Annotated in this window: 20 protein-coding genes; 14 read left to right on the top strand and 6 right to left on the bottom strand. The window is 72.3% G+C overall.

Features of this window, described 5'->3' with window-relative positions:
* Nucleotides 1-37: 37 nt before the first annotated feature.
* From ACIQU3_RS22305 to ACIQU3_RS22295, 3 genes are all read right to left on the bottom strand, one after another.
* Nucleotides 38-1,606 carry a protein kinase gene (locus tag ACIQU3_RS22305; RefSeq protein ID WP_403927305.1) on the bottom strand — a complete coding sequence of 523 codons (1,569 nt, stop codon included), beginning with the start codon at nucleotides 1,604-1,606 and terminating at the stop codon, nucleotides 38-40.
* Nucleotides 1,603-2,400, bottom strand: a complete 798-nt coding sequence (locus ACIQU3_RS22300) for a serine/threonine protein kinase (RefSeq protein ID WP_403927302.1) — start codon at nucleotides 2,398-2,400, stop codon at nucleotides 1,603-1,605. The genes ACIQU3_RS22305 and ACIQU3_RS22300 overlap by 4 nt, the downstream gene beginning before the upstream one ends.
* Before the next feature lie 203 nt (nucleotides 2,401-2,603).
* Nucleotides 2,604-3,512 carry a hypothetical protein gene (locus tag ACIQU3_RS22295; RefSeq protein WP_403927299.1) on the bottom strand — a complete coding sequence of 303 codons (909 nt, stop codon included), beginning with the start codon at nucleotides 3,510-3,512 and terminating at the stop codon, nucleotides 2,604-2,606.
* A 348-nt stretch (nucleotides 3,513-3,860) separates the two neighbouring features.
* Between ACIQU3_RS22295 and ACIQU3_RS22290 the strand changes: the two genes are divergently transcribed.
* Both ACIQU3_RS22290 and ACIQU3_RS22285 read left to right on the top strand, forming a co-directional pair.
* Complete coding sequence (locus ACIQU3_RS22290; RefSeq protein ID WP_366714037.1) at nucleotides 3,861-4,310, top strand: spore-associated protein; 450 nt, start codon at nucleotides 3,861-3,863, stop codon at nucleotides 4,308-4,310.
* Between the two features lie 215 nt (nucleotides 4,311-4,525).
* Nucleotides 4,526-5,368 (top strand): methyltransferase, encoded by an 843-nt coding sequence (locus tag ACIQU3_RS22285; RefSeq protein ID WP_403927295.1) that lies wholly within the window; start codon nucleotides 4,526-4,528, stop codon nucleotides 5,366-5,368.
* Between the two features lie 308 nt (nucleotides 5,369-5,676).
* On the opposite strand, the gene ACIQU3_RS22280 is transcribed toward ACIQU3_RS22285, so the two are convergent.
* Entirely contained in the window at nucleotides 5,677-6,681 is a 1,005-nt protein-coding gene (locus ACIQU3_RS22280; RefSeq protein ID WP_403735753.1) for a winged helix-turn-helix domain-containing protein, read from the bottom strand.
* Between the two features lie 191 nt (nucleotides 6,682-6,872).
* Between ACIQU3_RS22280 and ACIQU3_RS22275 the strand changes: the two genes are divergently transcribed.
* The 5 genes from ACIQU3_RS22275 to ACIQU3_RS22255 all read left to right on the top strand — a co-directional run bounded on the left by ACIQU3_RS22275 (nucleotide 6,873) and on the right by ACIQU3_RS22255 (nucleotide 11,390).
* On the top strand, nucleotides 6,873-7,025 hold the full coding sequence (locus ACIQU3_RS22275; protein ID WP_403927293.1) for a hypothetical protein: 153 nt from the start codon (nucleotides 6,873-6,875) through the stop codon (nucleotides 7,023-7,025).
* A 609-nt stretch (nucleotides 7,026-7,634) separates the two neighbouring features.
* The gene (locus ACIQU3_RS22270) at nucleotides 7,635-9,062 is read left to right on the top strand and encodes an amidase (RefSeq protein ID WP_403735759.1); all 1,428 of its coding nucleotides are present in this window, start codon (nucleotides 7,635-7,637) and stop codon (nucleotides 9,060-9,062) included.
* Nucleotides 9,063-9,081: 19 nt separating this feature from the next.
* Nucleotides 9,082-9,300, top strand: a complete 219-nt coding sequence (locus ACIQU3_RS22265; protein WP_403735762.1) for a hypothetical protein — start codon at nucleotides 9,082-9,084, stop codon at nucleotides 9,298-9,300.
* 134 nt (nucleotides 9,301-9,434) lie between these two features.
* Complete coding sequence (locus ACIQU3_RS22260; RefSeq protein ID WP_403735765.1) at nucleotides 9,435-10,904, top strand: SPFH domain-containing protein; 1,470 nt, start codon at nucleotides 9,435-9,437, stop codon at nucleotides 10,902-10,904.
* A gap of 42 nt (nucleotides 10,905-10,946) precedes the next feature.
* Nucleotides 10,947-11,390, top strand: coding sequence for a type II toxin-antitoxin system PemK/MazF family toxin (locus ACIQU3_RS22255; protein WP_403735768.1), 444 nt, complete (start codon nucleotides 10,947-10,949; stop codon nucleotides 11,388-11,390).
* Here ACIQU3_RS22255 and ACIQU3_RS22250 read toward each other — a convergent pair.
* Nucleotides 11,353-12,198, bottom strand: coding sequence for a TIGR02452 family protein (locus tag ACIQU3_RS22250; RefSeq protein WP_403927289.1), 846 nt, complete (start codon nucleotides 12,196-12,198; stop codon nucleotides 11,353-11,355). The genes ACIQU3_RS22255 and ACIQU3_RS22250 overlap by 38 nt on opposite strands.
* 290 nt (nucleotides 12,199-12,488) lie before the next feature.
* Between ACIQU3_RS22250 and egtA the strand changes: the two genes are divergently transcribed.
* The 5 genes from egtA (at nucleotide 12,489) to ACIQU3_RS22225 (ending at nucleotide 17,214) form a co-directional block, all read left to right on the top strand.
* The gene (gene egtA / locus ACIQU3_RS22245; protein WP_403735777.1) at nucleotides 12,489-13,790 is read left to right on the top strand and encodes an ergothioneine biosynthesis glutamate--cysteine ligase EgtA; all 1,302 of its coding nucleotides are present in this window, start codon (nucleotides 12,489-12,491) and stop codon (nucleotides 13,788-13,790) included.
* Nucleotides 13,787-15,124 carry an ergothioneine biosynthesis protein EgtB gene (gene egtB, locus ACIQU3_RS22240; RefSeq protein ID WP_403735782.1) on the top strand — a complete coding sequence of 446 codons (1,338 nt, stop codon included), beginning with the start codon at nucleotides 13,787-13,789 and terminating at the stop codon, nucleotides 15,122-15,124. Before egtA ends, egtB begins: the two co-directional genes overlap by 4 nt.
* Nucleotides 15,124-15,915 (top strand): ergothioneine biosynthesis protein EgtC, encoded by a 792-nt coding sequence (egtC, locus tag ACIQU3_RS22235; RefSeq protein ID WP_403735785.1) that lies wholly within the window; start codon nucleotides 15,124-15,126, stop codon nucleotides 15,913-15,915. The genes egtB and egtC overlap by 1 nt, the downstream gene beginning before the upstream one ends.
* Nucleotides 15,912-16,874, top strand: coding sequence for an L-histidine N(alpha)-methyltransferase (gene egtD, locus ACIQU3_RS22230; RefSeq protein WP_403927287.1), 963 nt, complete (start codon nucleotides 15,912-15,914; stop codon nucleotides 16,872-16,874). Before egtC ends, egtD begins: the two co-directional genes overlap by 4 nt.
* A 124-nt stretch (nucleotides 16,875-16,998) precedes the next feature.
* A complete protein-coding gene (locus ACIQU3_RS22225; protein ID WP_403735791.1) occupies nucleotides 16,999-17,214 on the top strand; it encodes a dodecin in 216 nt (71 codons plus the stop codon).
* Nucleotides 17,215-17,248: 34 nt separating this feature from the next.
* On the opposite strand, the gene ACIQU3_RS22220 is transcribed toward ACIQU3_RS22225, so the two are convergent.
* Nucleotides 17,249-17,743 carry an HAD family acid phosphatase gene (locus ACIQU3_RS22220; RefSeq protein WP_403927284.1) on the bottom strand — a complete coding sequence of 165 codons (495 nt, stop codon included), beginning with the start codon at nucleotides 17,741-17,743 and terminating at the stop codon, nucleotides 17,249-17,251.
* Nucleotides 17,744-18,029: 286 nt separating this feature from the next.
* Between ACIQU3_RS22220 and ACIQU3_RS22215 the strand changes: the two genes are divergently transcribed.
* Both ACIQU3_RS22215 and ACIQU3_RS22210 read left to right on the top strand, forming a co-directional pair.
* A complete protein-coding gene (locus ACIQU3_RS22215; RefSeq protein WP_403927281.1) occupies nucleotides 18,030-18,479 on the top strand; it encodes a DUF485 domain-containing protein in 450 nt (149 codons plus the stop codon).
* Nucleotides 18,473-20,068: a cation acetate symporter gene (locus tag ACIQU3_RS22210; protein WP_403927278.1), complete on the top strand. Its 1,596-nt coding sequence runs from the start codon at nucleotides 18,473-18,475 to the stop codon at nucleotides 20,066-20,068. The genes ACIQU3_RS22215 and ACIQU3_RS22210 overlap by 7 nt, the downstream gene beginning before the upstream one ends.
* Nucleotides 20,069-20,100 lie beyond the last annotated feature (32 nt).

The following is a 20,100-nucleotide window of genomic DNA, read 5'->3' as shown; positions in this document are numbered from 1 at the left end:
CGGTGGGCGGGGCTGCGGCCCTGCCCACCGCTCGCGTTCACGCGTCCTCGCCCTGGTAGTCGGCGAGGTAGCGCAGCACCCTGTCCACGTGCGGCCGCACCCGCTCCGGTACGCCGCGCTCCTCGATGACCGTCCGGTCACTGGTGCGGTAGCCGGCCGCGACCAGCGCGGGAAGGTCCTTCTTCGGCAGGCCCGCCTGCTTGAAGCGCTGGTCGAGCCAGCACAGGTACAGGCTCATGGTGGAGATCGCGTCCGGGGGCGACATGTGGTCCTTGTCGCCGTCGCCGTCCCCGTCCACCGCCCAGGCGCGGAACACCGACGGCGTCCACATGGCAATGCCGTACTCCTCGCTCTGCGGGCGGGAGGCCTGTGCGTCGAAGTTGCTCTCCGCCTTGATCATCGCGGCGAGCAGGGCGGGCGTGATCTCCTCGTCGGTGCAGCGGTGGGCCGCGCGGGCGATGACGGGTCGCAGCGCCTCGGGCACGTCGGATTTCTCGGGGATCTCACCGGCCGGCGGGCGGGCCGTGCCGGTGGCGGTGGCAGTGGGGGTGTCGCGGTCCCGGTCGTCGTCCCGGGTGCCGACACCTCCGCCGAGGGCGGCCGCCCCGGCGACCGCGGCGGCGGCCAGGACGGCAAGTCCGGCGGCCACGGCGGGCACCAGGCGTCTTCGGCGCCGGGGCGGGCCGCCGGTGGCGCCCTCGACCCGGGCGGAGACGGTGTCGGCCGTGAGCGGGAGTCGGGCGGCGTGATGTGGGGCGAGGCAGTCGGCGATGAGCCGCCGCATGTCCTCGTCGAGGCCGGCGTCGAGCCGCAGGGGCGCGGCACCGCGCGCGTAGGTCTGCGCCGCGAGCGAGCGGGCCCGGGCCGTCGCGCCGGGGAACGGGTGGAGCCCGCCGGTGAGGACCTGGTGGGCGAGGACGCCGAAGGCCCAGATGTCGGCGGTGGGCCGGACGACGGCGCCCTGGGTGCCGGTGCGCTGGGACCACCACTCGGGCGGCAGGTGGTCGAGGGTGCCGAGCGGCGGCAAGTGGGCGTGGGTGCCGTCGAGTTCGGCGGCCAGGCCGAAGTCGGCCAGCCGCACCCGGCCGCCCGGCCCCAGCAGGACGTTGGCGGGTTTGAGGTCGCCGTGCACCCAGCCCGCGTCGTGCATGTGGGCGAGTCCGGCGGCGACCCCGCGCAGGACGCGGTCGGCGTCCGCGATCGGCCCGCCCGTCCCGGCGGCGTCCAGCACGTCCTTGAGGCTGGCCTCGGCCCGGTCCATGACCAGCGCGACGGCGCCGTCCAAGGCGGGCAGTTCAGGTGCCTCGACGGTGCACACGGCATGGGTGCGGACGAGGTGGGGGTGGTCGGCCCCGGAGCTGAACCGCACCTCGCGGGCGACGAGCTCGCCGAGGGCCGCGCGCTGGCCGGGCCCGAGGGTGCCCGTCGGGAGCACCTTCACGGCGACGGGCGTGCCGTCGGCGACCGTTCGGGCCTCGTACACGGTGCCCCAGCCGCCGGAGCCGATGACCGTGCCCAGCTCCCAGTCCGCGATGCGGAAGCCCTCGGGGAGGCCGGGCGGGCGGGGTACCTGCAGTTCGTCGTCCTGTTCCTCCGGTGTGGTCATGCGCCGGCCTCCTGCGGGGCACCGAGGCAGCCGGCGCCGCGCGGCGGCAGCAGCGCGAGGTGCTCCTCGCGGACCAGGCCGAAGCGCAGGGCGACGGAGGCGAGCCGGGTGCGCTTGGCGCCGGTGCGGCCGCCTTCGGCCGCGGCCGTGGCCTCTTCCCCGAGGTCCAGGCGGAGTTTGGCGAAGGCGAGGTAGTCGATGTGGTAGTTGACCGCGGAGCGGGTCAGGTCCCGGCAGGACTCCAGCGGCCGCAGCCGCTCCACGATCTGCCCGACGCCGGGCAGCGCGGCGTCGGAGGGGTCACGCAGCCGCGGTTCGCACAGGGCCACCAGGACGAGGAAGTACTTCGACGTCGTGTCCAGGGCGAAGGGATGGACGGTCTGTTCGCCGCCGCCGGGCACGGACTGCTCTCCCAGGTAGGCGTGCTGGGGTGCGAACACCTTGAACATGGCGGTGCCGGACAGGGCGGGCAGCACCACGCGGGAGAACTCGAACGGCACGGGCGCCCCGAGCCGCCCGGGCGCGACGGTGAGGTACTCGCCGGCGCCCTCCAGGTTCTCCACCACGTACGACACGCTGCGGCTGAAGTTGGACAGCCGCCAGTAGTCCCCGGCGGCCTCCAGTTGCCCGGCGCGCCGGGAGATCCCGGGGTCGGCCAGGACGATGCGGACCCCCGCCCCGCCCCGTCCGAAGTCCGCGATGTCCCCCGGCCCCAGATGGATCAGTTCGGGACTGCCCGTCTCGTCCCCGCCCCACCGGGCGGTGCCGGGCAACTGCACGATGATGGTTTCCACGCGGACTCCCCCGCTGATGTCGCCCCCGATTTGGTCGCGAGGATTGTACGGTCGGCTTCCGCTTGCCGCGGAGGCGGCGGGGCCGCCTCCCGCGAGCGGTTTCCGGGGATCACGCGACGTGCTCGGGGACGGTCTTGGGGGGCCTCGCGGATCGGTCCGGCAGGGCGGGCGCGCGGCCGCCGGTTCTCGGCGGCCGCATGCCGTCAGCCCAGGCAGATGACGAGCAGGCAGAGTTCCTTCGACTTCGAGTCGGAGGAAGACGACTCGGGTGGTGTGGTCGCCGCGGGCGGGGGTGTGGAGGCGGACTCCGGTTGCTGTGCGTCCGAGCCGGAGGCCGCGGCCGGGGGTGTCGTCGATTCGGTGGTCTTCGACGCGGACGAACCGGCGTCGTCCGTGGCCGATGCGACGCCGTCCGTGACGCTCTTGCGCCGGGACGGGGTCGTCAGCGGCAGTTCCCGGGGCGTGGCGGCGGCGTCCGTCCGCGGGTCCGTGGGTGTGGTGCGGGGGTCCGCGGCACGGGACTGCTGGTGGCGCGAGGCGCGGTCGGTGTGCGACGGCGTGGTCGGGGTGGAGGCGGGGGTGTCGGTCTCGCTCGACGTCGGTTCGGTGAGCGTCGGCGCCTCCTCCAGGGCACCACCCATGGGGGTGTCACCCGGCGTCGCGGCCGCCTGGACGCCGGGTTTGGCGTTCCCGTTCATCGCGGCGACGGTCAGGCCGCCCCCGACGAGTGCGACCGCCGTCGCGACCACGGCCCGGCGCTGGTTCTTCTTCCAGCGGGCCATCTGGCGTCGCCGGGCAGCGCGCCCCTGGGGCCGGGCTTCGAAGCCCTCGGCCGGGTCGGTGTCCGGGGCGTCGTACTCGTCGGTCGAACCGGAGCCGGGGTTCTCGCGCGGGGGCGCGGGGGTCTCGTCCCGCACGGTGCCGTCGTGCCAGGTGCCGGGGGCGGCCGGGTACTCCCACGTGGCCGGTCCGCCCGGGGCGGTGGCCGGCGCGAGGGCCGGGCCGCCACGGCCTGCGATGACGGCGGGGTCGATGTCCGGGGCGTAGGCGCCGCAGCCCGGACAGACCAGGGCGCCGTTGAGGTGCCGACGGCACGACGAGCAGTAGTCCATGTGTGGTGTTCCCGATCTGGCTGTTCCGGCGGCTCGCCGGCCGCGGCCTGGTCACGTTCGCACGTGGGATCGAGCCGTAACGCTAACGAGACTTTGAAAGGGCGGTGTGCAGCCTGTGTGACACCCCTGCACAGATCCTCTGGATCTCGCGTGTGCCATGACCGACTCACGAGTAGAACGACCGGCGGATGGGAACGCTCGGCCGCCCACGACCCCCCGGACGCGGCAGACGCCGCTCCGCACCCTCAACTCCCCTGATTTCTCCGGCAACTGACGCACAACCCTTTGGGCACCCGGTGGGTCACACCATGCAGGAGCAACCACCTCGAAGAGTTGCATGGGGGAAATATGCGATTCACCCGTTCCGTTCTGGCCGCGTCCGCCGTGGCGGCGCTGTCCGTGGGAACCATGACCGCCCTGGCGTCGCCGGCATCGGCCGCGCCCAACACCACCCCGCAGAAGGTCTGCGGCAGCGGCTACAAGACGGTCAACTCGGCGACCGTCGGCTCGTTGGGGACCGTCTACCTGACCTACAACGCCTCCAACGGCCAGAACTGCGTCACGACCATCCGCAACAACCCGGGCAAGGCCGTGAGCATGTCGGCCTGGGTCTCCGTCCCGGACACCGAGGAAAGCCACTACGACGAGGGGCTGTTCACGTCGTACGCCGGACCGACGTACGTCCACGGCAAGGGCCACTGCGTGGACTGGGGCGGCGGCATCGCCAACACGTACGTGCAGGTGTACGGCTCCAACTGCGGCTCTCTGAAGGAGCACCGGGTCACCTTCACCCGCTGACTCCCCTTCCGGCCGGGCTCCACGGCGACCGTGGGGCCCGGCTCCCCCGTGCCCGGCCCCCACCGGGTAGGGCCGAACCGGGAGAGTGCGGCACCTGAGCGGACGCCGCGGCCGGCCGGTCCGCGGGGAGACCACGGAGGACGGCCGCCACAGACGTGGGCTGGTGAGTGCCATGGCCCGTCGAAAGCCGACAGTGGCCGGGGGATGATCAAGAGGTGAGCAAGGAACAGACCATCTGCTGGTCGGACAGTTCGGGAGAGGAGCGCTGCGCCCTGTGGCGGTCGGAGAGCGGCGCATCGCCACCGAAACAGGTACTGGTGGCCGATGACCGGATGAACGCCGACACTGCCTTCCGCCTGGCGTGTGAGGGAACCTCGCTGTTATGGCACGGTGACTTCCACAACGCCCGTCAGTTGCTGGCGGCGATGGCGCGCCGCACCGACCGTAAGCCGCCGAAGCCGGGGGCGTCACCGGAGCAGAGCTTCCATTTGTACCGTCAGGCGCGGTCGAGACGTGCGCGAATCCTAATGCTGCTCCTGCCGGTTGAGGCGGGGCATGTGATCCCCTTGCGCCGGGCCCCGGACGTGCGACTGGCTTGCGAGCAGGTGTACGGGCAGTGCCACGAACCGTATGTCGTGTCGCTGCGCGAGCTTCAAGGAGTCCTCGGGGCCGGCGAATGGCGCAACAAGCGTGTCCACATGCCGGCGCTCGGCGAGTCGATCACGCCGCACTACGGTGTGTTCTCCCCGGTGCGGGGCGAGTACGTCGACCTGGTGTCCGAGGCACCGCTGCCGTCGCAGGGAACGGCGTTCGACATCGGTACCGGCACGGGGGTGCTCGCCGCCGTCCTGGCTCGGCGGGGCGTACGGTCAGTGGTGGCCACAGACCTCGACGCGCGTGCGCTCGCCTGCGCGCAGGAGAACACGGTGGCGGGGCGACTGGACGCCCGGCCGCTGCACCCCCGCGCTCATGATCACACCGATCCACTGCACTCCTGGCGGAAGGCGGAAGTGACCTCGCTGTGGAGGCTGGCAGTGAGTCCGGGCGCCGCCGATTGAACACGCCCGGTGGTGTGATGCCGGGAGCCTGGCGGACCGTCAGGCTCCCGTGCGGTCCCAGTTACCGAACAACTCCGGCCGCAGCGAGTCCAGAGCGGACTCGAACGCCACGGACAGGCCTCCAGATCCCTTTCCGCGCACAGGTACCAGTCCCAGCTGACGACGCGGCCGAATGCCTTGAACACCGCCACGATGAACCGCGGACGGAAATCGCTGCTCGGATCGACGCCCTCACGCGCGGCTCCGGCGGCGGGTTGCCCACACGACCGTTCGTCAGGGCACTCTGTGCCTGCTCTATCCGAGGGGCTTCATATGCCGGCGGAGTTCAAGAGAGTACGGCCAGAGGGGCTGATGGCGTGGCGGGCGGTCTTTCCGTTTCGGGCAAGGACGGTGAGTCCGGCTTTGCGCAGCACACTCGCGTGTTCGCTGGCACTGGCGGGTGAGATGCCGGCGTGTGTCGCCAGTTGGGTGGTCGTACATCCGGTGTGCTCGGCTATCGCCCACAGGACTGTTGCGCGGGTACGGCCGAGCAACGCGCGCAGGGACGATGGGGCCTCGCTCAGCATGTGGGCGGTGGCGACGGGGGTTGTCGTGGCGTTCGCACTGTCCTTGACAGGGAAGGTGATCCAGGGCTGTCCGTCGTCCGGATGGTCGTAGGCCGGGTAGTGGGCGCCGAACACGGTCGGAACGAGGAGCAGTCCGCGCCCCGCGAGGTGGATGTCACCGTCGCGGGCGGAGGCCGTCGTCAGATGCAGTACCGGCGATGCCCAGGTGATGTAGCGCGGGTTCAGCTCGCTCAACAGGCGCTCGACGCCGTGCTCGGCCAACTGCCGCAGGCGCAGCGCCCGGTCCGCGCCGGCGAGCTGCTCGATGCGAGGCCAGTACGGCGCGACGAGCAGCTTGTGCGCCGTGTGCACCGCCTCGGCCAAGTGGGGTACGAGCGAGCCGTCCTGCCTCAGCTGACGTGCTGCAGGGGGCACGCGCCTGAGATGTGCCGACCACCGCTCCAAGTCTTCCGCAACATGGCGCGCCGGCGTCGAGCGAAGCCTTTCCACGAAGTCGTCCGGGCCCTCGGGACGGCTCAGGTCCAGGAAGTGCGCCGACGGACCGAGCGCGGGGATGAAGTCGAACAGTGGCGCCAGCCGCGGCGGCAGACGCGGTGCGGTCCGCCGCCGCCAGGCGTCGAACCGCACCGGGTGACTCTGCTCCTGCAGCAGACGGATACCTATGTCCAGTTCGAGCAACGGTCGCACCCCCGACGCCAGGTGGGTGCGGGCCAGGTCCTCAGCCGTGAAGTGGATCCGCAGGGTCACCCGGGAAGCCTGGCCGTCGAAGGTCGTTTCGGGCCAGCCCGAAACGAGTCGACCTTCGCGACCCGCCGCCCGAAGCTGGTGATGCAAGCGCGGGGGAGCCCGACAGCCCCGGAGCCGTTCATGTGGCCGGGGCTGTCGGACCGCGTAGACCTCCCCCATGCGTCCACGCAAACACAAAAGGGAGAACACACATGCGCACACGTCTGCTGATCACCGGCATGGCTCTGGGGGCCACCGTGCTGCTGGGTGGTGTCGCCACTGCACAGACGACCCCCGAGCCCTCCCAGGTCGGCACGACGTCGACCGACGCGGCTGCGGGCAGCTGGGTGAGGGAGGGCGTGTAACGGGAGTCGACGTGCTACTCGCGGGCGGCGTCCTACGCCGGCCCCGCCTACTGCACTCCGGTTGGCGGCGGCAAGTTCGCGCTCTACATCTGGGTCGACTGATCCGGCTCCTCCGGTCCGGCCCGCCGATCCGTCGGCAGGGCCGGGCCGCGGGCTCGCTCCGCAGCCAGGTGTCGTCGAGGGAAGCCGGCCTGCCCCATCCTGACCATGAGCACTGCGGCCGTTCGGCTTCGGCGGCTCGTCTGAGGACGTCTCGCACGTGAGGGACACCGTCAGCGCGCGTTCACGGACGGTGACCAGTGCTCGTTGCGGTTTCCCCCTCGGCTGGATGGACTTGGAGGGTCCCGCCGAACGGCTTCCATGGTTGACGGCGGGCGAGGGTCGCGGAGCAGTAGTCGTTCGATATATCGAACTAAAGCCGGAGAATCGGTCAGCCGAGGGCTCAGAAGCCAGGGGCGAGGCGGAGGGCGGTCGATGGTTTGAACCGGGGCTCATACGCCCAGTGAGGAAGGAGCGGTCGGTGGGTGTACCTCCACTGCCGTCGTCGGCATTCCGCCATCGGCCGCCGGACGTTACCGTTCGGTAGAGAAGCCGCTTCCGGAGGTGCCCATGACGCTCGACCGTTGCGAAGGCCTGACGGAGACCGCCCGTGCGCTGGCCGCCGGGGAGGTGACCTCACGGGCGCTGGTCGAGCGGACGCTGGCGCGGATCGAGGCGACGCAGGGGGGCCTGAACGCCTTCCGGATCGTCCGGGCCGAGGCCGCGCTCGCGGAGGCCGACGCCGCAGACCGCGAACTGGCCTCCCGCGGCGGGCGCAAGCCGCTGCTCGGTGTGCCGGTCGCCGTGAAGGACGACATGGACGTGGCCGGTGAGCCGACCGCGTTCGGCTGCTGCGGGGAGTTCCCGCCGGTCACCGAGGACGGCGAGGCGGTGCGGCGGCTGCGCGCGGCCGGAGCCGTGATCGTCGGCAAGACCAACACCTGCGAGTTCGGGCAGTGGCCCTTCACCGAGGGGCCCGCCTTCGGCGCGACCCGCAACCCGTGGAGCGCGGAGCACACGCCCGGAGGTTCCTCGGGCGGGTCGGCCGCCGCGGTCGCCGCCGGCCTGGTGCCCGCCGCGCTCGGCTCGGACGGCGCCGGCTCGGTGCGGATCCCGGCCGCCTGGACCCATCTGGTCGGCATCAAGCCGCAGCGCGGCCGTGTCTCGACCTGGCCGCGCGGCGAGTCCTTCCAGGGCATCACCGTCAACGGCACCCTGGCCCGCACGGTGGCCGACGCGGCCCTGCTGCTGGACGCGGCCAGCGGCAACCACGCTCAGGACCCTCACCGGCCTCCGGCCCTCGACGTGTCCGGGGCCGTCGGCCGCGACCCCGGGCGGCTGCGTATCGCGCTCTCCCTCAAGCCGCCCTTCACGGCGGTGCCCGCCCGGCTCCTGCCCGAGGTGCGCACCCGGGTGGTCGAACTGGCGGAGCGGCTCAGCGCGTTGGGGCACTTCGTCGAGGAGGCGGACCCGCCGTACGGGCAGATAGGACTGACCTTCGTGCCGCGCGCCACGGCCGGGATCGCCGAGCGGGTCGGCGAGGCGCCCTTCCCGGCGCTGCTGGACCGGCGCACCCGGGGCGCGGCCCGGCTGGGACGGCTGCTCGGCGGGGCCCCGCTGCGGGCGGCCCGGCGCGCGGAAAGCGTGCTGCACCGGCGTATCGGCGGCTTCTTCACCTCGTACGACGTCGTCCTCGCGCCGACGACCGCCGCTCCCCCGCCGCGGATCGGGGCCCTGCTGGAGCTCAGCGGGTTCGCCACCGACCGGGCGATGATCGCCGCGTGTCCGTACGCCTGGCCTTGGAACGTGCTGGGCTGGCCCGGCGTCAACGTGCCCGCCGGATTCACACCGGACGGACTGCCGGTCGGTGCGCAGCTGCTGGGCCCGGCGAACAGCGAGCCGCTCCTCGTGCAGGTGGCCGCGCAGTTGGAGGCGGAGCTGCGCTGGGCCGAGAAGTGGCCGGTGCCGCCGGTCACGGCACGTTCCGCCGCCGCCTGAGCGACCGTACGCTGATGTCATGGCGGACGCGTCGATGGTCGGGCTCATGGGGCGGGTCACCGGAACGGTCGGGCCCGGGCTGGTCGGCGAGGTGATCGTCCGGGTGCGCGGCGGTGCCGAGCACTTCCTCGCCCACCCGGCCTCCGCAGGCGACCGCATCGAGACGGGCACGGTCGTGACGGTGGTCGAGTACCTGCCCCCGAGGACCGTCTACGTCCAGGCGGCGTACGACAGTTGAGCCCGCTGCGACGCAGGTGGGGGCCGTACGCGTCAAGCTTGTGCCAAGGATGCGCCGGTGGCTGTACCCGCGCTCCGCCGAGGAGCACACTCCCCTTCGTTCGGTGCCGTGAGGGCACCATCCAAAGGGGGCGAATGCCGATGGTCGTCGGCGTCGTTGCGGGGGTGGCGGTCGCCGCCGTCCTCGTGCTGACCGGTCTGTTCAAGCTCATGTGGCGCGTCGCGGAACCCAACGAGGCACTGATCATCTCCGGCTCCAAGCACCGCACCGAGGGCCTCGGGGAGGGCATGGGGTTCCGTATCGTCACCGGACGCGGCACGCTCGTGATGCCCGGGGTGCAGGCGGTGCGCAAGCTCTCGCTCGATCTCAACGAGACGGAACTCCAGGTGGACTGCGTGACCCACCAGGGCATCCCGCTGAAGGTGCGGGGCGTGGTCATTTTCAAGGTGGGCGACGACTTCGTGTCGATCGCGAACGCGGCCCGCCGGTTCCTCGACCAGCAGAAGCTGATGTCGGAGCGGGTGCACAACGTCTTCGCGGGTCATCTGCGGTCCATCGTGGGCGGGTTGACGGTGGAGGACATGATCCGCGACCGGGAGAAGCTCACCGGGCAGACACGGGCCGCGTGCGGCACCGAGATGGAGAAGCTGGGTCTGATCGTGGACTCGCTGCAGATCCACGAGATCGAGGATCCGACCGGTTACATCCAGAACCTCGCCATGCCGCACGCGGCGGCCGTGCAGCGCGACGCACGTATCGCGCAGGCCGAGGCGAACCGGCTGGCCACCGAGGCCGAGCAGCAGTCGTTCGCCCGGATGGCGGAGGCCACCCGGGACAGCGAGATCCTCCAGGCCGGCTACCAGGCCGAGCGCGACAAGGCGGCCGCCAAGGCCCGGCAGGCCGGTCCGCTCGCCGAGGCCGGCGCCCGGCAGGAGGTCGTCGTCCAGGAGACGCGGGTGGCGGAGCTCGAGGCGCACCGGCGTGAGCAGCAACTCCAGGCGGACGTCCGCAAGCCCGCCGACGCGGCGGCCTACGAGACGCGCACCCTGGCCGAGGCCGACCGCGACGCGCGCATCTCGTCGGCCCAGGCGCAGGCGAAGGAGACGGAGCTCGCGGCGGCGGCCGAGGCGACCCGGGTCAAGACGGCCGCGGGCGCCGACGCCGAGGCGACCAAGGCGCGGGGTGAGGCGGCCGCACAGGCGACGCGGGCCACCGGTGAGGCGGAGGCGGCGGCCGCGCGGGCCAGGGGCCTGGCCGAGGCCGAGGCGGCCCGGGCGAAGGGTCTCGCGCAGGCGGAGGCCATCAAGGCCCGGGCCGCCGCCCTGGCGGAGAACCAGGAGGCCGTCGTCGCCCAGCAACTCGCCGAGAACTGGCCGGAGATCGTGCAGGCCGGCGCGTCCGCGTTCGGCAACGTCGACAACATGGTGCTGCTCAACGGCGCCGACGGCATGGTCGACCTGTTCGCCAAGGCGCTGACCATGGGCGGTACGGGGCTGGGCCTCGCCCGCCAGTTGCTCGCGTCGATGGATCGCGGTGGGCAGCCACCGCAGGGTTCCGCGTCCCTCAACGGGCAGGCCCAGAAGGTGCCGGTGGACGACAAGTGACCCGGGCGGCGTGCTCACGGGGGCAGCCTCTAAGGTGCCCCCGTGAGCACGTTTGCCGAGAACGTCCCCGGCCGTCACGGCCCCTTCGCCACCGTCCAGGCCGACCCGCGCGAGGTGGGCCGGGTGCGGACGGAGTACTCCCCCGCCCACGACGGCGACCCGGATCCCGGGGAGATCGTCTGGACGTGGGTGCCCTACGAGGAGAACGACGGCCGCGGCAAGGACCGCCCGGTGCTGGTGGTCGCGCGCGAGCCGGGCGGGACTTTCCTCGCCGTCCAATTGTCCAGCAAGCGGCACGACGGCGACGCCGAGTGGGTGCCGATCGGCAGCGGGCCGTGGGACCGCACGGGCCGGGACTCGTGGGTCGACGTCGACCGGGTGCTGCGCCTCCACGAGGACGGCATGCGCCGGGAGGCCTGCGCCCTGGACCGCATGCGCTTCAACCTGGTCAGACGCCGCTTGCAGGAGCGCTACGGCTGGAGCTGAACGCCTCCTCGAAGGCGCGCAGCACCGCACGGTCCCGTGTGCGGTCCAGGATCGCGAACACCACGTGCTCGAAGGTCTCCGAGAACCGGCCGCCGGGCCCGAGCAGCGTCCGAAACGCCCGCGCCACCTGGGCGGGGTCGTTGCGGAACACCCCGCAGCCCCAGGCGCCGAGGACGAGGCCGGTATAGCCGTGGGCGGCGGCCGTCTCCAGGACGCGTTCGGCCCTGACCGCGAGCACCCGCGGCAGCTCGTGGGTTCGTTCGGGCGCCGTGCGGAGCACCACCCCCGCGTTGGGCGCGGGCGAGGTCAGGAAACCCGCGGTGTACGGCTCGGTCAGCAGGCCGCCCCGGTCGTCGCGGAAGACGGGCACGGCCGGTGAGTGGATGACACGGTCCGTGTAGAACGGGTCGCGGTGGGCCCGGTGATGGTCGTAGAAGGCCCGGACGCCTGCGAGGCAGGCGTACAGCGCGGAGGCCCGGCACAGGGCCTCCTCCTGGGCCTGGGCGCCGTTCAGGTAGCCGCCGCCGGGGTTCCGTGCGGAGGCGAAGTTCAGCACGGCCACGCGGCCGCCCAGCCGGCGGGCCGCCTCCAGGCTGCTCTCGCCCGTGACCTCGATCCGGGGCGTCCGCCCGCCCGTCACCCGATCGGCGGGTACCGGCACCGGTTCCGGCCCGTACAGGCGCGTTCCCGCGCGGGCCGCCCGCAGCTCCGCCGCGATCGAGACCTCACGTCCGTCCGGTGCGCGATAGGCCCCGGCCTCGACGATCTGCTCGGTCTCCCGCGCGATACCGCGCAGACGCGCGCTCACGACGCGACCCCCGTCCACGTCGTGACCGCGCCCCGCGCGGCCCGGCTTGCCATGTTCACGCGAGCATCGTGGGTGATGCCCGATCCCCGGTGCAACAGGATTTTCGCCGTGGGAGAACGCCCGGCAAAGTCCCTGGAAACGCCGGGCCGCGCGGCATGACCACGCGGGAACGCCCCGCTTCGCCCCCTTGTGCGGAGCGGCATGAACGTCTTGGGTGGGACGGTGATCCCGGCCCGGGCCGCCGAAGAGCCCGGACCGGTGGCATGGTGGAATCTCAGGAGGATCCCGACATGTCCGATTCGGTAGGTGGCTGTACCCGGCCACGCACCTCACTGTCCGAAGCCGAGGTCGAGGCGCTCGTCCGCGGCATCTGTTTCAAGACCGGCCCGCCACGCCGCCTCGGTGTCGAGGTGGAATGGCTCGTCCACGAGCTGCGCGCACCGCAGCTCCCCGTCACACCCGAACGGCTCGAAGCGGCCTACGCCGCTCTGCGCACCGTTCCCCTGAGGTCGGCGCTCACCGTGGAACCCGGCGGCCAGCTGGAGCTGAGCTCGCCCCCCGCCGACTCCCTGACGGAGGTCGTCACCACCGTCTCCGCCGACCTGGACGCCGTCCGCGCGGTGCTGCGCGACGACGGCCTCTCCCTCGTCGGCCTCGGCCACGATCCCTGGCACGAACCCCGCCGGTACCTGCGCCAACCGCGCTACGACGCCATGGAGGCGTGCCTGGACCGCACCGGCCCCGCCGGCCGCGCCATGATGTGCACCTCCGCCTCCGTGCAGGTGTGCCTGGACGCCGGCCACGAGGAGCCCGGGCCGCTCGGCCTGGTGCGGCGCTGGTGGCTGGCCCACCATCTGGGTGCGGTCCTGGTCGCCGCGTTCGCCAACTCCCCGCTCGCCGGCAACCGGCCGACCGGCTGGCTGTCCACCCGGCAGCTGATATGGACCCGGATCGGCGCCGGTCGGGCGGGCGGGCCGCGGCTGGACACCGACCCGCGGGGCGCCTGGGCCCGGCACGTGCTGGACTCGCCCGTGATGTGCGTACGGCGGGACGGCGGCCCCTGGGACGTGCCCGAGGGGCTCACCTTCCGGGACTGGATCCGTACGGGCCGGCCCCGGCCGGTCACCCGGGAGGATCTCGACTACCACGTCACCACGCTGTTCCCGCCGGTCAGGCCGCGTGGCCATCTCGAACTGCGCATGATCGACGCACAGCCCGGCGACGACGGCTGGATCGTGCCGCTGGCCGTGACGGCGGCGCTGTTCGACGATCCGGAGGCCACCGAGACCGTCTACCGGTCCGTGAAGCCGCTGGCCGAACGGACGCTGGGGCTGCCCGCGCCGCACAACCCGCTGTGGCTCGACGCGGCCCGCGGCGGCTTGGCCGACGCGGAACTGCGCGAGGTGGCCGTCACCTGCTTCACGACCGCGCTGGACGCCCTGCCCCGGCTGGGCGCCGGCCCCGAGGTCATCGAGGCCGTCACGGCCTATCTGGACCGCTATGTCGTCCTGGGCCGCTGCCCCGCCGACGACCTGCTCGACCGACAGCGCGGCGCGGACGGTCGCGCCCACGGGAAGGACCTCCGCCCATGACCGACACCGAATCCGCTGTCGACGCCGGGACCGTCGACCCCGAGGTGCTCCGTGAGCGGGCGGTCGCCTCACTCGTCGTCGCCCGCGAGCGCACCACCCTGCTGACGAGCTGTGTGGAGGACCCCGACCTGACCGCACAGCACTCGCCGCTGATGTCGCCGCTGGTGTGGGACCTCGCGCACATCGGCAACCAGGAGGAGCAGTGGCTGCTGCGGGCCGTCGCGGGGCACGAGGCGATACGGCCCGAGATAGACGGCCTCTACGACGCCTTCGAGCACCCGCGCGCCGAGCGGCCGAAGCTGCCGCTGCTGTCACCCGCCGAGGCCCGCGCCTACGCGGCCGACGTGCGCGGCAGGGCGCTGGACGTGCTGGAGCGGCACGCCTTCCACGGGACGCGGCTGACGGAGGCCGGGTTCGCCTTCGGGATGATCGCGCAGCACGAACAGCAGCACGACGAAACCATGCTGATCACCCATCAGCTCCGCTCCGGCCCGCAGGCCCTGACGGCACCCGACCCGGAGCCGGCGCCGCTGTCCACGGGCCCGTCCGAAGTCCTGGTCCCCGGCGGCCCGTTCACGATGGGAACCTCCGGCGAGCCCTGGGCCCTGGACAACGAACGCCCCGCACACCGACGCGATGTCGCGGCCTTCCACATCGACACCACCCCGGTGACCAACGGCGCCTACCGGGCGTTCATCGAGGACGGCGGCTATGGCAACCCGCGGTGGTGGACGGCAGACGGCTGGGCGCACATCCAGAAGCACGGCATCGACGCCCCGCTGTTCTGGCGGCGCGACGGGAAGCAGTTCCTCAGGCGGCGCTTCGGCGTCACCGAGGTCGTCCCGCCGGACGAGCCGGTGCTGCACGTGAGCTGGTACGAGGCCGACGCCTACGCCCGCTGGGCGGGACGCCGGCTGCCCACGGAGGCCGAATGGGAGAAGGCGGCCCGGCACGACCCGGCCGCCGACCGCTCGATGCGCTACCCGTGGGGCGACGCCGACCCGGGGCCCGAGCACGCCAACCTCGGCCAGCGGCACCTGCGCCCGGCCCCGGCCGGGAGCTACCCGGCAGGTGAGTCGCCGCTCGGCGTAAGGCAGTTGATCGGCGACGTGTGGGAGTGGACGGCCAGCGACTTCCTGCCCTATCCGGGGTTCAGGGCGTTCCCGTACAAGGAGTACTCGGAGGTCTTCTTCGGGCCCGAGTACAAGGTGCTGCGCGGCGGCTCGTTCGCCGTGGACGCGGTGGCCTGCCGGGGCACGTTCCGCAACTGGGACTACCCGATCCGCCGGCAGATCTTCTCCGGGTTCCGCACGGCCCGGTCGGAGGACGTCTGATGTGCCGTCACGTTGCTTACGTGGGGCCGCCGGAGGCCCTGGGCCGGCTCCTGGTGGAGCCCCGGCACGGGCTGTACCGGCAGTCGTGGGCGCCCCGGCACCAGAAGTACGGGACGGTCAACGCCGACGGTTTCGGCGTGGGCTGGTACGCCGAGGGCGACCCGGTGCCGGCGCGCTACCGCCGGGCGGGTCCGGTCTGGGCGGACCTCTCCTTCGCCGATCTCGCCCGGGTCGTACGGTCGACGGCGCTGCTCGCCGCGGTACGGGACGCGACCCTGTCGGGTGCGGACGCGGAGGCCGCGGCGGCTCCGTTCGCCGCGGGTACCTGGCTGTTCAGCCACAACGGGGCGGTGAAGGGCTGGCCGGGCTCGCTGGCCGCCCTCTCCCGGACGCTGCCGCACGAGGACCTGCTGTCCCTGGAGGCCCGCAACGACTCGGCGCTCGTCTGGGCGCTGGTGCTGGCCCGGCTGCGCGGCGGCGACGAGGAGGGCCAGGCGATGGCGGACACGGTCCGGGAGGTCGCCGCCGCGGCTCCCGGTTCCCGGCTCAACCTCCTGCTCACCAACGGCGACACGATCACCGCGACCGCCTGGGGCGACACCCTCTGGTACCTCACCCGGCCCGGCGGCGGCACCGTCGTGGCCTCCGAGCCCTACGACGACGATCCGCACTGGCGGGAGGTCCCCGACCGCACCCTCCTCACGGCGAGCCGCAGCGAGGTGCTGCTGACGCCGCTGAAGGAGCCGGCCGACGCCATCGTGCCCGCATCACCGAAGGAGCCCCGTACGTGAGCCCGTTCCGTCTCACCCGCACCCTGCCCGAGGACGCCACCGAGGCCGCGCTGCGCGCCGACGTCCACCGGGGTCTGACCGGCCGCCCCAAGTCACTGCCGCCGAAATGGTTCTACGACGCCCACGGCAGCGACCTGTTCGAGAAGATCACCGAGCTGGAGGAGTACTACCCGACGCGTGCCGAGCGGGAGATCCTCCTCGCGCGCTCCGGGGACATCGCCGCGGCCACCCGTGCGCGCACCCTCGTCGAGCTCGGATCCGGCTCCTCGGAGAAGACCCGCCATCTGCTCGACGCCCTCACGGACCTGCACACCTACGTCCCGGTCGACGTCAGCGAGAGCGCCCTCACCCAGGCCGGGCAGGCGCTTGCCGCCGAGCGTCCGGGACTGGACGTGCACGCGCTGATCGCCGACTTCACCGCGGAACTGGCCCTGCCGGATACGCCGGGGCCACGGCTGGTGGCGTTCCTCGGCGGCACGATCGGCAATCTGCTGCCCGCCGAACGCTCCGCGTTCCTGACATCCGTACGCGCCCTGCTCGCCCCGGGTGACGCCCTGCTGCTGGGCACGGACCTGGTCAAGGACGAGGAGGTGCTGGTCCGGGCGTACGACGACGGGGCAGGAGTGACGGCCGCGTTCAACAAGAACGTGCTGTCCGTGATCAACCGCGAGCTGGGCGGCGATTTCGATCCCGGCGCGTTCGACCACGTGGCGTTGTGGGACCCCGGGCACGAGTGGATCGAGATGCGGCTGCGCTCGCGCAGGGCACAGACGGTGAAGGTGCCGGCGCTCGGCCTCGCCGTCGACTTCGGCGCGGGTGAGGAGATGCGCACCGAGGTGTCGGCGAAGTTCCGGCAGGAGGGCGTACGCGCCGAACTGTCGGCGGCGGGCCTCGACCTGACCCACTGGTGGACGGACGGTCCGGGCCGGTTCGCGCTGTCGCTGAGCGTGGCGCGCTGACCCGGTGAGGCCCGGGCGGCGGCGGGGCCGGGAGACGACGTCTCGCGCATCGCCGCCGCCTGGGGCACGGTGGAATGACGCGTGACACTCCCGTCACTGGTACGTCAGGAAGAGGAGCAGCGGCATGTCGAACCACACCTATCGGGTCACGGAGATCGTCGGCACCTCACCGGACGGCGTCGACCAGGCCATCCGCAACGGCATCGACCGGGCCTCACAGACGCTGCGCAACCTGGACTGGTTCGAGGTGACGCAGGTGCGCGGACAGCTCGAGGAGGGGCGGATCGCGCACTGGCAGGTGGGGCTGAAGGTGGGCTTCCGGCTGGACGAGTCGGAGTAGACGGGGGCGCCGGCTCCGGCCCTGGCGGGCGCGGTCAGGTCCGCCCTTCGCGCTCCTGTGCCGCCTTCATCTCCGCGGACCGGGTCACCCAGTCGGCACGTACGACGGTGAAGCCCGCGCGGCGGGCGTCGGCGCAGACCAGTTCGTCGTCGTCGACGAGGACGCGGACCTCGCGGGTACGGGCGAGCCGCCGCAGGATCTCCAGCTTGGTGAACCGTGCGGGGCGCCGGTCGGCGTCCCGCCGCATGTACACGCGCCCTTCGGGCAGGCCCTGGGCGGCGAGCCAGTCGAGGGTGTCGCGCCGGCAGCGCTCGGGCCGCCCGGTCAGGTAGAGGATCTCGCACCCCTGCGCGTACTCCCGGACCAGCGCGACCCCCTCCGGGACGGGCGGGTCCTGCGGTGCCGCCGAGAAGAAGCCGTTCCAGTCCTTCGGCCTTCGCTCCAGGAAACCCTGCCGGTGCGTGGTGTCGGCGAGGGTGTTGTCCAGGTCGAACACGGCCAGCGGGGCCTTGCTGCGGTCGTCACTCACACCGCCCAGCCTAAACGCATGCGGCACTGCTTGAGCCGGGAAATGGTCCGTACTATTCCGGCGGGGTGTGAACAAGCCATGGGCGCAGGTGAATTCGACCCTCACAGTTGATGTCTCAAGCACGGCACTGACATACTCCGCTCTCAGTTTTACGGATTCACACCCCCCACAGAGCCCGCACCCCCATCCCGCGTCCGGTATCCCTTCACCCTGCCCGGAAACCGGACACGTCCACTGACCCCCAGGGGTCGAGTGCGGGGCACGATGCAGCGAAGAAGGTGCGCCTGTGCCCGAATTTTCTCCGCAACGGGACGACATTCCCGCATTCCCGCTTCCGCACTTCGAACATACTGCGCCGTCTCGCATATCCGACCATCCCGAATTTCACTCCCTGCGCCGCGCGCAGCGCCGGTTCGGCATCCGTGCGACCGTCCTGTCGGTGGGCGGATTCCTGCTGTACGTGCTGCTGTCGAGTTTTGTGCCGACGGTGATGAACCAGCCGCTGATCGGCCGCCTCACGGTCGGACTGACCCTCGGGCTCGGGCAGTTCGCCCTCATGGGCGTGACCGTCTGGTGCCACGTGCGGCACATGCGCACCCGGGTGGATCCGCTCGCCCGCGGCCTGCGGTCCCGGCTGCGGGAGACCGAGAGCCGCCGCGCCCGCTCGGCGCCACCCCCGCAGGCGGCAGGACAGCGCCCGCTCCGGCACGGGTCGAGGGGGTTCCGCACATGGTGAGCGCCGCAGCCATCGACGACAGCAGTTTGCAGCTGACGTTCGTCCTGTTCCTGACCGTGGTCGTGATAACCCTGTTCACGGCGCTGCTGACGGCGCCTCAGCGCGACGAGATCAGCGAGTTCTACCTCGGCAACCGCGCCATGTCACCGCTGCGGGGCGGTCTCGCCATGTGCGGTGACTACTTGTCCGCCGCCACCCTGCTGGGCAGCACCGGGCTGGTCGCCCTGACCGGGTACGACGGGCTGATGTACCTGGGCGGCACCACGGTCGCCTGGATGATGGTGCTGCTGCTGATCGCCGAACCCCTGCACCGCACGGGCCGGTTCACCCTCGGAGACACCGTGGCCCTGCGTCTCCCGCGGCGGCAGCGGCCGGTCCGGGTGGCGCTGGCGGTGTGCATCCTGGCCATCGCCACGCTCTACCTGGTGGCCCAACTCGTGGGCAGCGTCGCCCTGCTGACGCAGTTCACCGGTGTGCCGAGCGGCACCACCCGCACCCTGTGCGTGGTCGTGATCGGCGTGTTCGTGATCCTGTACGCGTCCCTCGGCGGCATGCCGGGCGCGACGGTCATCCAGATCATCAAGGCCGTGATGCTGGTGGCGGGCGTGCTGTTCACCGCGGGCTGGGTGCTGCACCGCTTCGACTGGAACCCCGACGCGCTGCTGGAGCGGGCGTCCGCACGCAGCGGTTCGGGCCTCGGCTTCCTCGAGCCCGGGCTGCGCTACGGCGGCACGGTCAGCAACAAGCTGGACTTCCTCAGCCTGGAACTGGCGATCGTGCTGGGCCTCGCCGCTCTGCCCCACGTGCTGATGCGGCTGCTCACCCCGCGCAACGCCAGGGCGTTGCGTTCCTCGGTGGTGTGGGCCGTCGGGCTGGTGGGGGCGGTCTGCCTCGGCGCCGGCATCCTCGGGCTCGGCGCCACCGCACTGCTCGGCCGGGACGCCATCGAGAGCACGGACCGCACCGGCAACGCCTCCGTCCTGCTGCTCGCGCACGAGCTGGGGGGCAGTGTTCTGACGGCGCTGCTGACCTGCCTGGCGTACCTGACGCTGCTGGCCGTGGCGGTCGGCCTCACCCTGGCCGCGGCCTCCTCCCTCGCCCACGACCTGTACAGCGAGGTGATCCGCAGGGGCCGGGCCGGCGAGACGGAGGAGCTCACCGTCGCCCGGCTGTCCGGGGCGGTCATCGGCGTCCTCGGGATCCTGCTGGCCCTCGTCGCCTGGGGGGCGAACACCGCGACGCTAGCCTTCCTGGCCTTCGCCATCGCGGCGTCCGCGATCCTGCCGACGATCGTCTACACCCTCTTCTGGCGGCGCTTCAGCGCCAAGGGGGCCCTGCTCAGTCTGTACGGCGGGCTGCTCTGCTCCGTCCTGCTCGCCGTCTTCTCCCCCGTCGTCTCCTCGGCCCCGGGCTCGTTCTACCCCGAGGCCGACTTCGCCTGGTTCCCGCTCCAGAACCCCGGCATCGTCTCCATCCCCGCGGGCTTCCTGCTCGGCTGGCTCGGCACGGTGCTGGACCGGGGCCCGGCCGAGGATCCCGCCGCGCACGAGGAGTTCGAGGTGCGGATGCTCGTGGGTGCGGACGACTGAGGCACCTCGCCGGGACTGCGGCGGCGGGCACC

The organism is Streptomyces sp. NPDC101110 (assembly GCF_044759525.1).
GTDB lineage: Bacteria > Actinomycetota > Actinomycetes > Streptomycetales > Streptomycetaceae > Streptomyces.
Note: the sequence above shows the minus strand (reverse complement) of the source record. Positions and strands in the feature narration are given on the sequence as shown.

Coding starts and splice junctions, on each gene's coding strand:
- ACIQU3_RS22265 (WP_403735762.1), top strand. CDS start 9,082: ATGGCGGACGCGTCGATGGTCGGGCTCATGGGGCGGGTCACCGGAACG.
- egtB (WP_403735782.1), top strand. CDS start 13,787: ATGACCGACACCGAATCCGCTGTCGACGCCGGGACCGTCGACCCCGAG.
- ACIQU3_RS22305 (WP_403927305.1), bottom strand. CDS start 1,606: ATGACCACACCGGAGGAACAGGACGACGAACTGCAGGTACCCCGCCCG.
- ACIQU3_RS22260 (WP_403735765.1), top strand. CDS start 9,435: ATGCCGATGGTCGTCGGCGTCGTTGCGGGGGTGGCGGTCGCCGCCGTC.
- egtA (WP_403735777.1), top strand. CDS start 12,489: ATGTCCGATTCGGTAGGTGGCTGTACCCGGCCACGCACCTCACTGTCC.
- ACIQU3_RS22270 (WP_403735759.1), top strand. CDS start 7,635: ATGACGCTCGACCGTTGCGAAGGCCTGACGGAGACCGCCCGTGCGCTG.
- ACIQU3_RS22295 (WP_403927299.1), bottom strand. CDS start 3,512: ATGGACTACTGCTCGTCGTGCCGTCGGCACCTCAACGGCGCCCTGGTC.
- ACIQU3_RS22225 (WP_403735791.1), top strand. CDS start 16,999: ATGTCGAACCACACCTATCGGGTCACGGAGATCGTCGGCACCTCACCG.
- ACIQU3_RS22290 (WP_366714037.1), top strand. CDS start 3,861: ATGCGATTCACCCGTTCCGTTCTGGCCGCGTCCGCCGTGGCGGCGCTG.
- ACIQU3_RS22210 (WP_403927278.1), top strand. CDS start 18,473: ATGGTGAGCGCCGCAGCCATCGACGACAGCAGTTTGCAGCTGACGTTC.
- ACIQU3_RS22275 (WP_403927293.1), top strand. CDS start 6,873: ATGCGCACACGTCTGCTGATCACCGGCATGGCTCTGGGGGCCACCGTG.
- egtC (WP_403735785.1), top strand. CDS start 15,124: ATGTGCCGTCACGTTGCTTACGTGGGGCCGCCGGAGGCCCTGGGCCGG.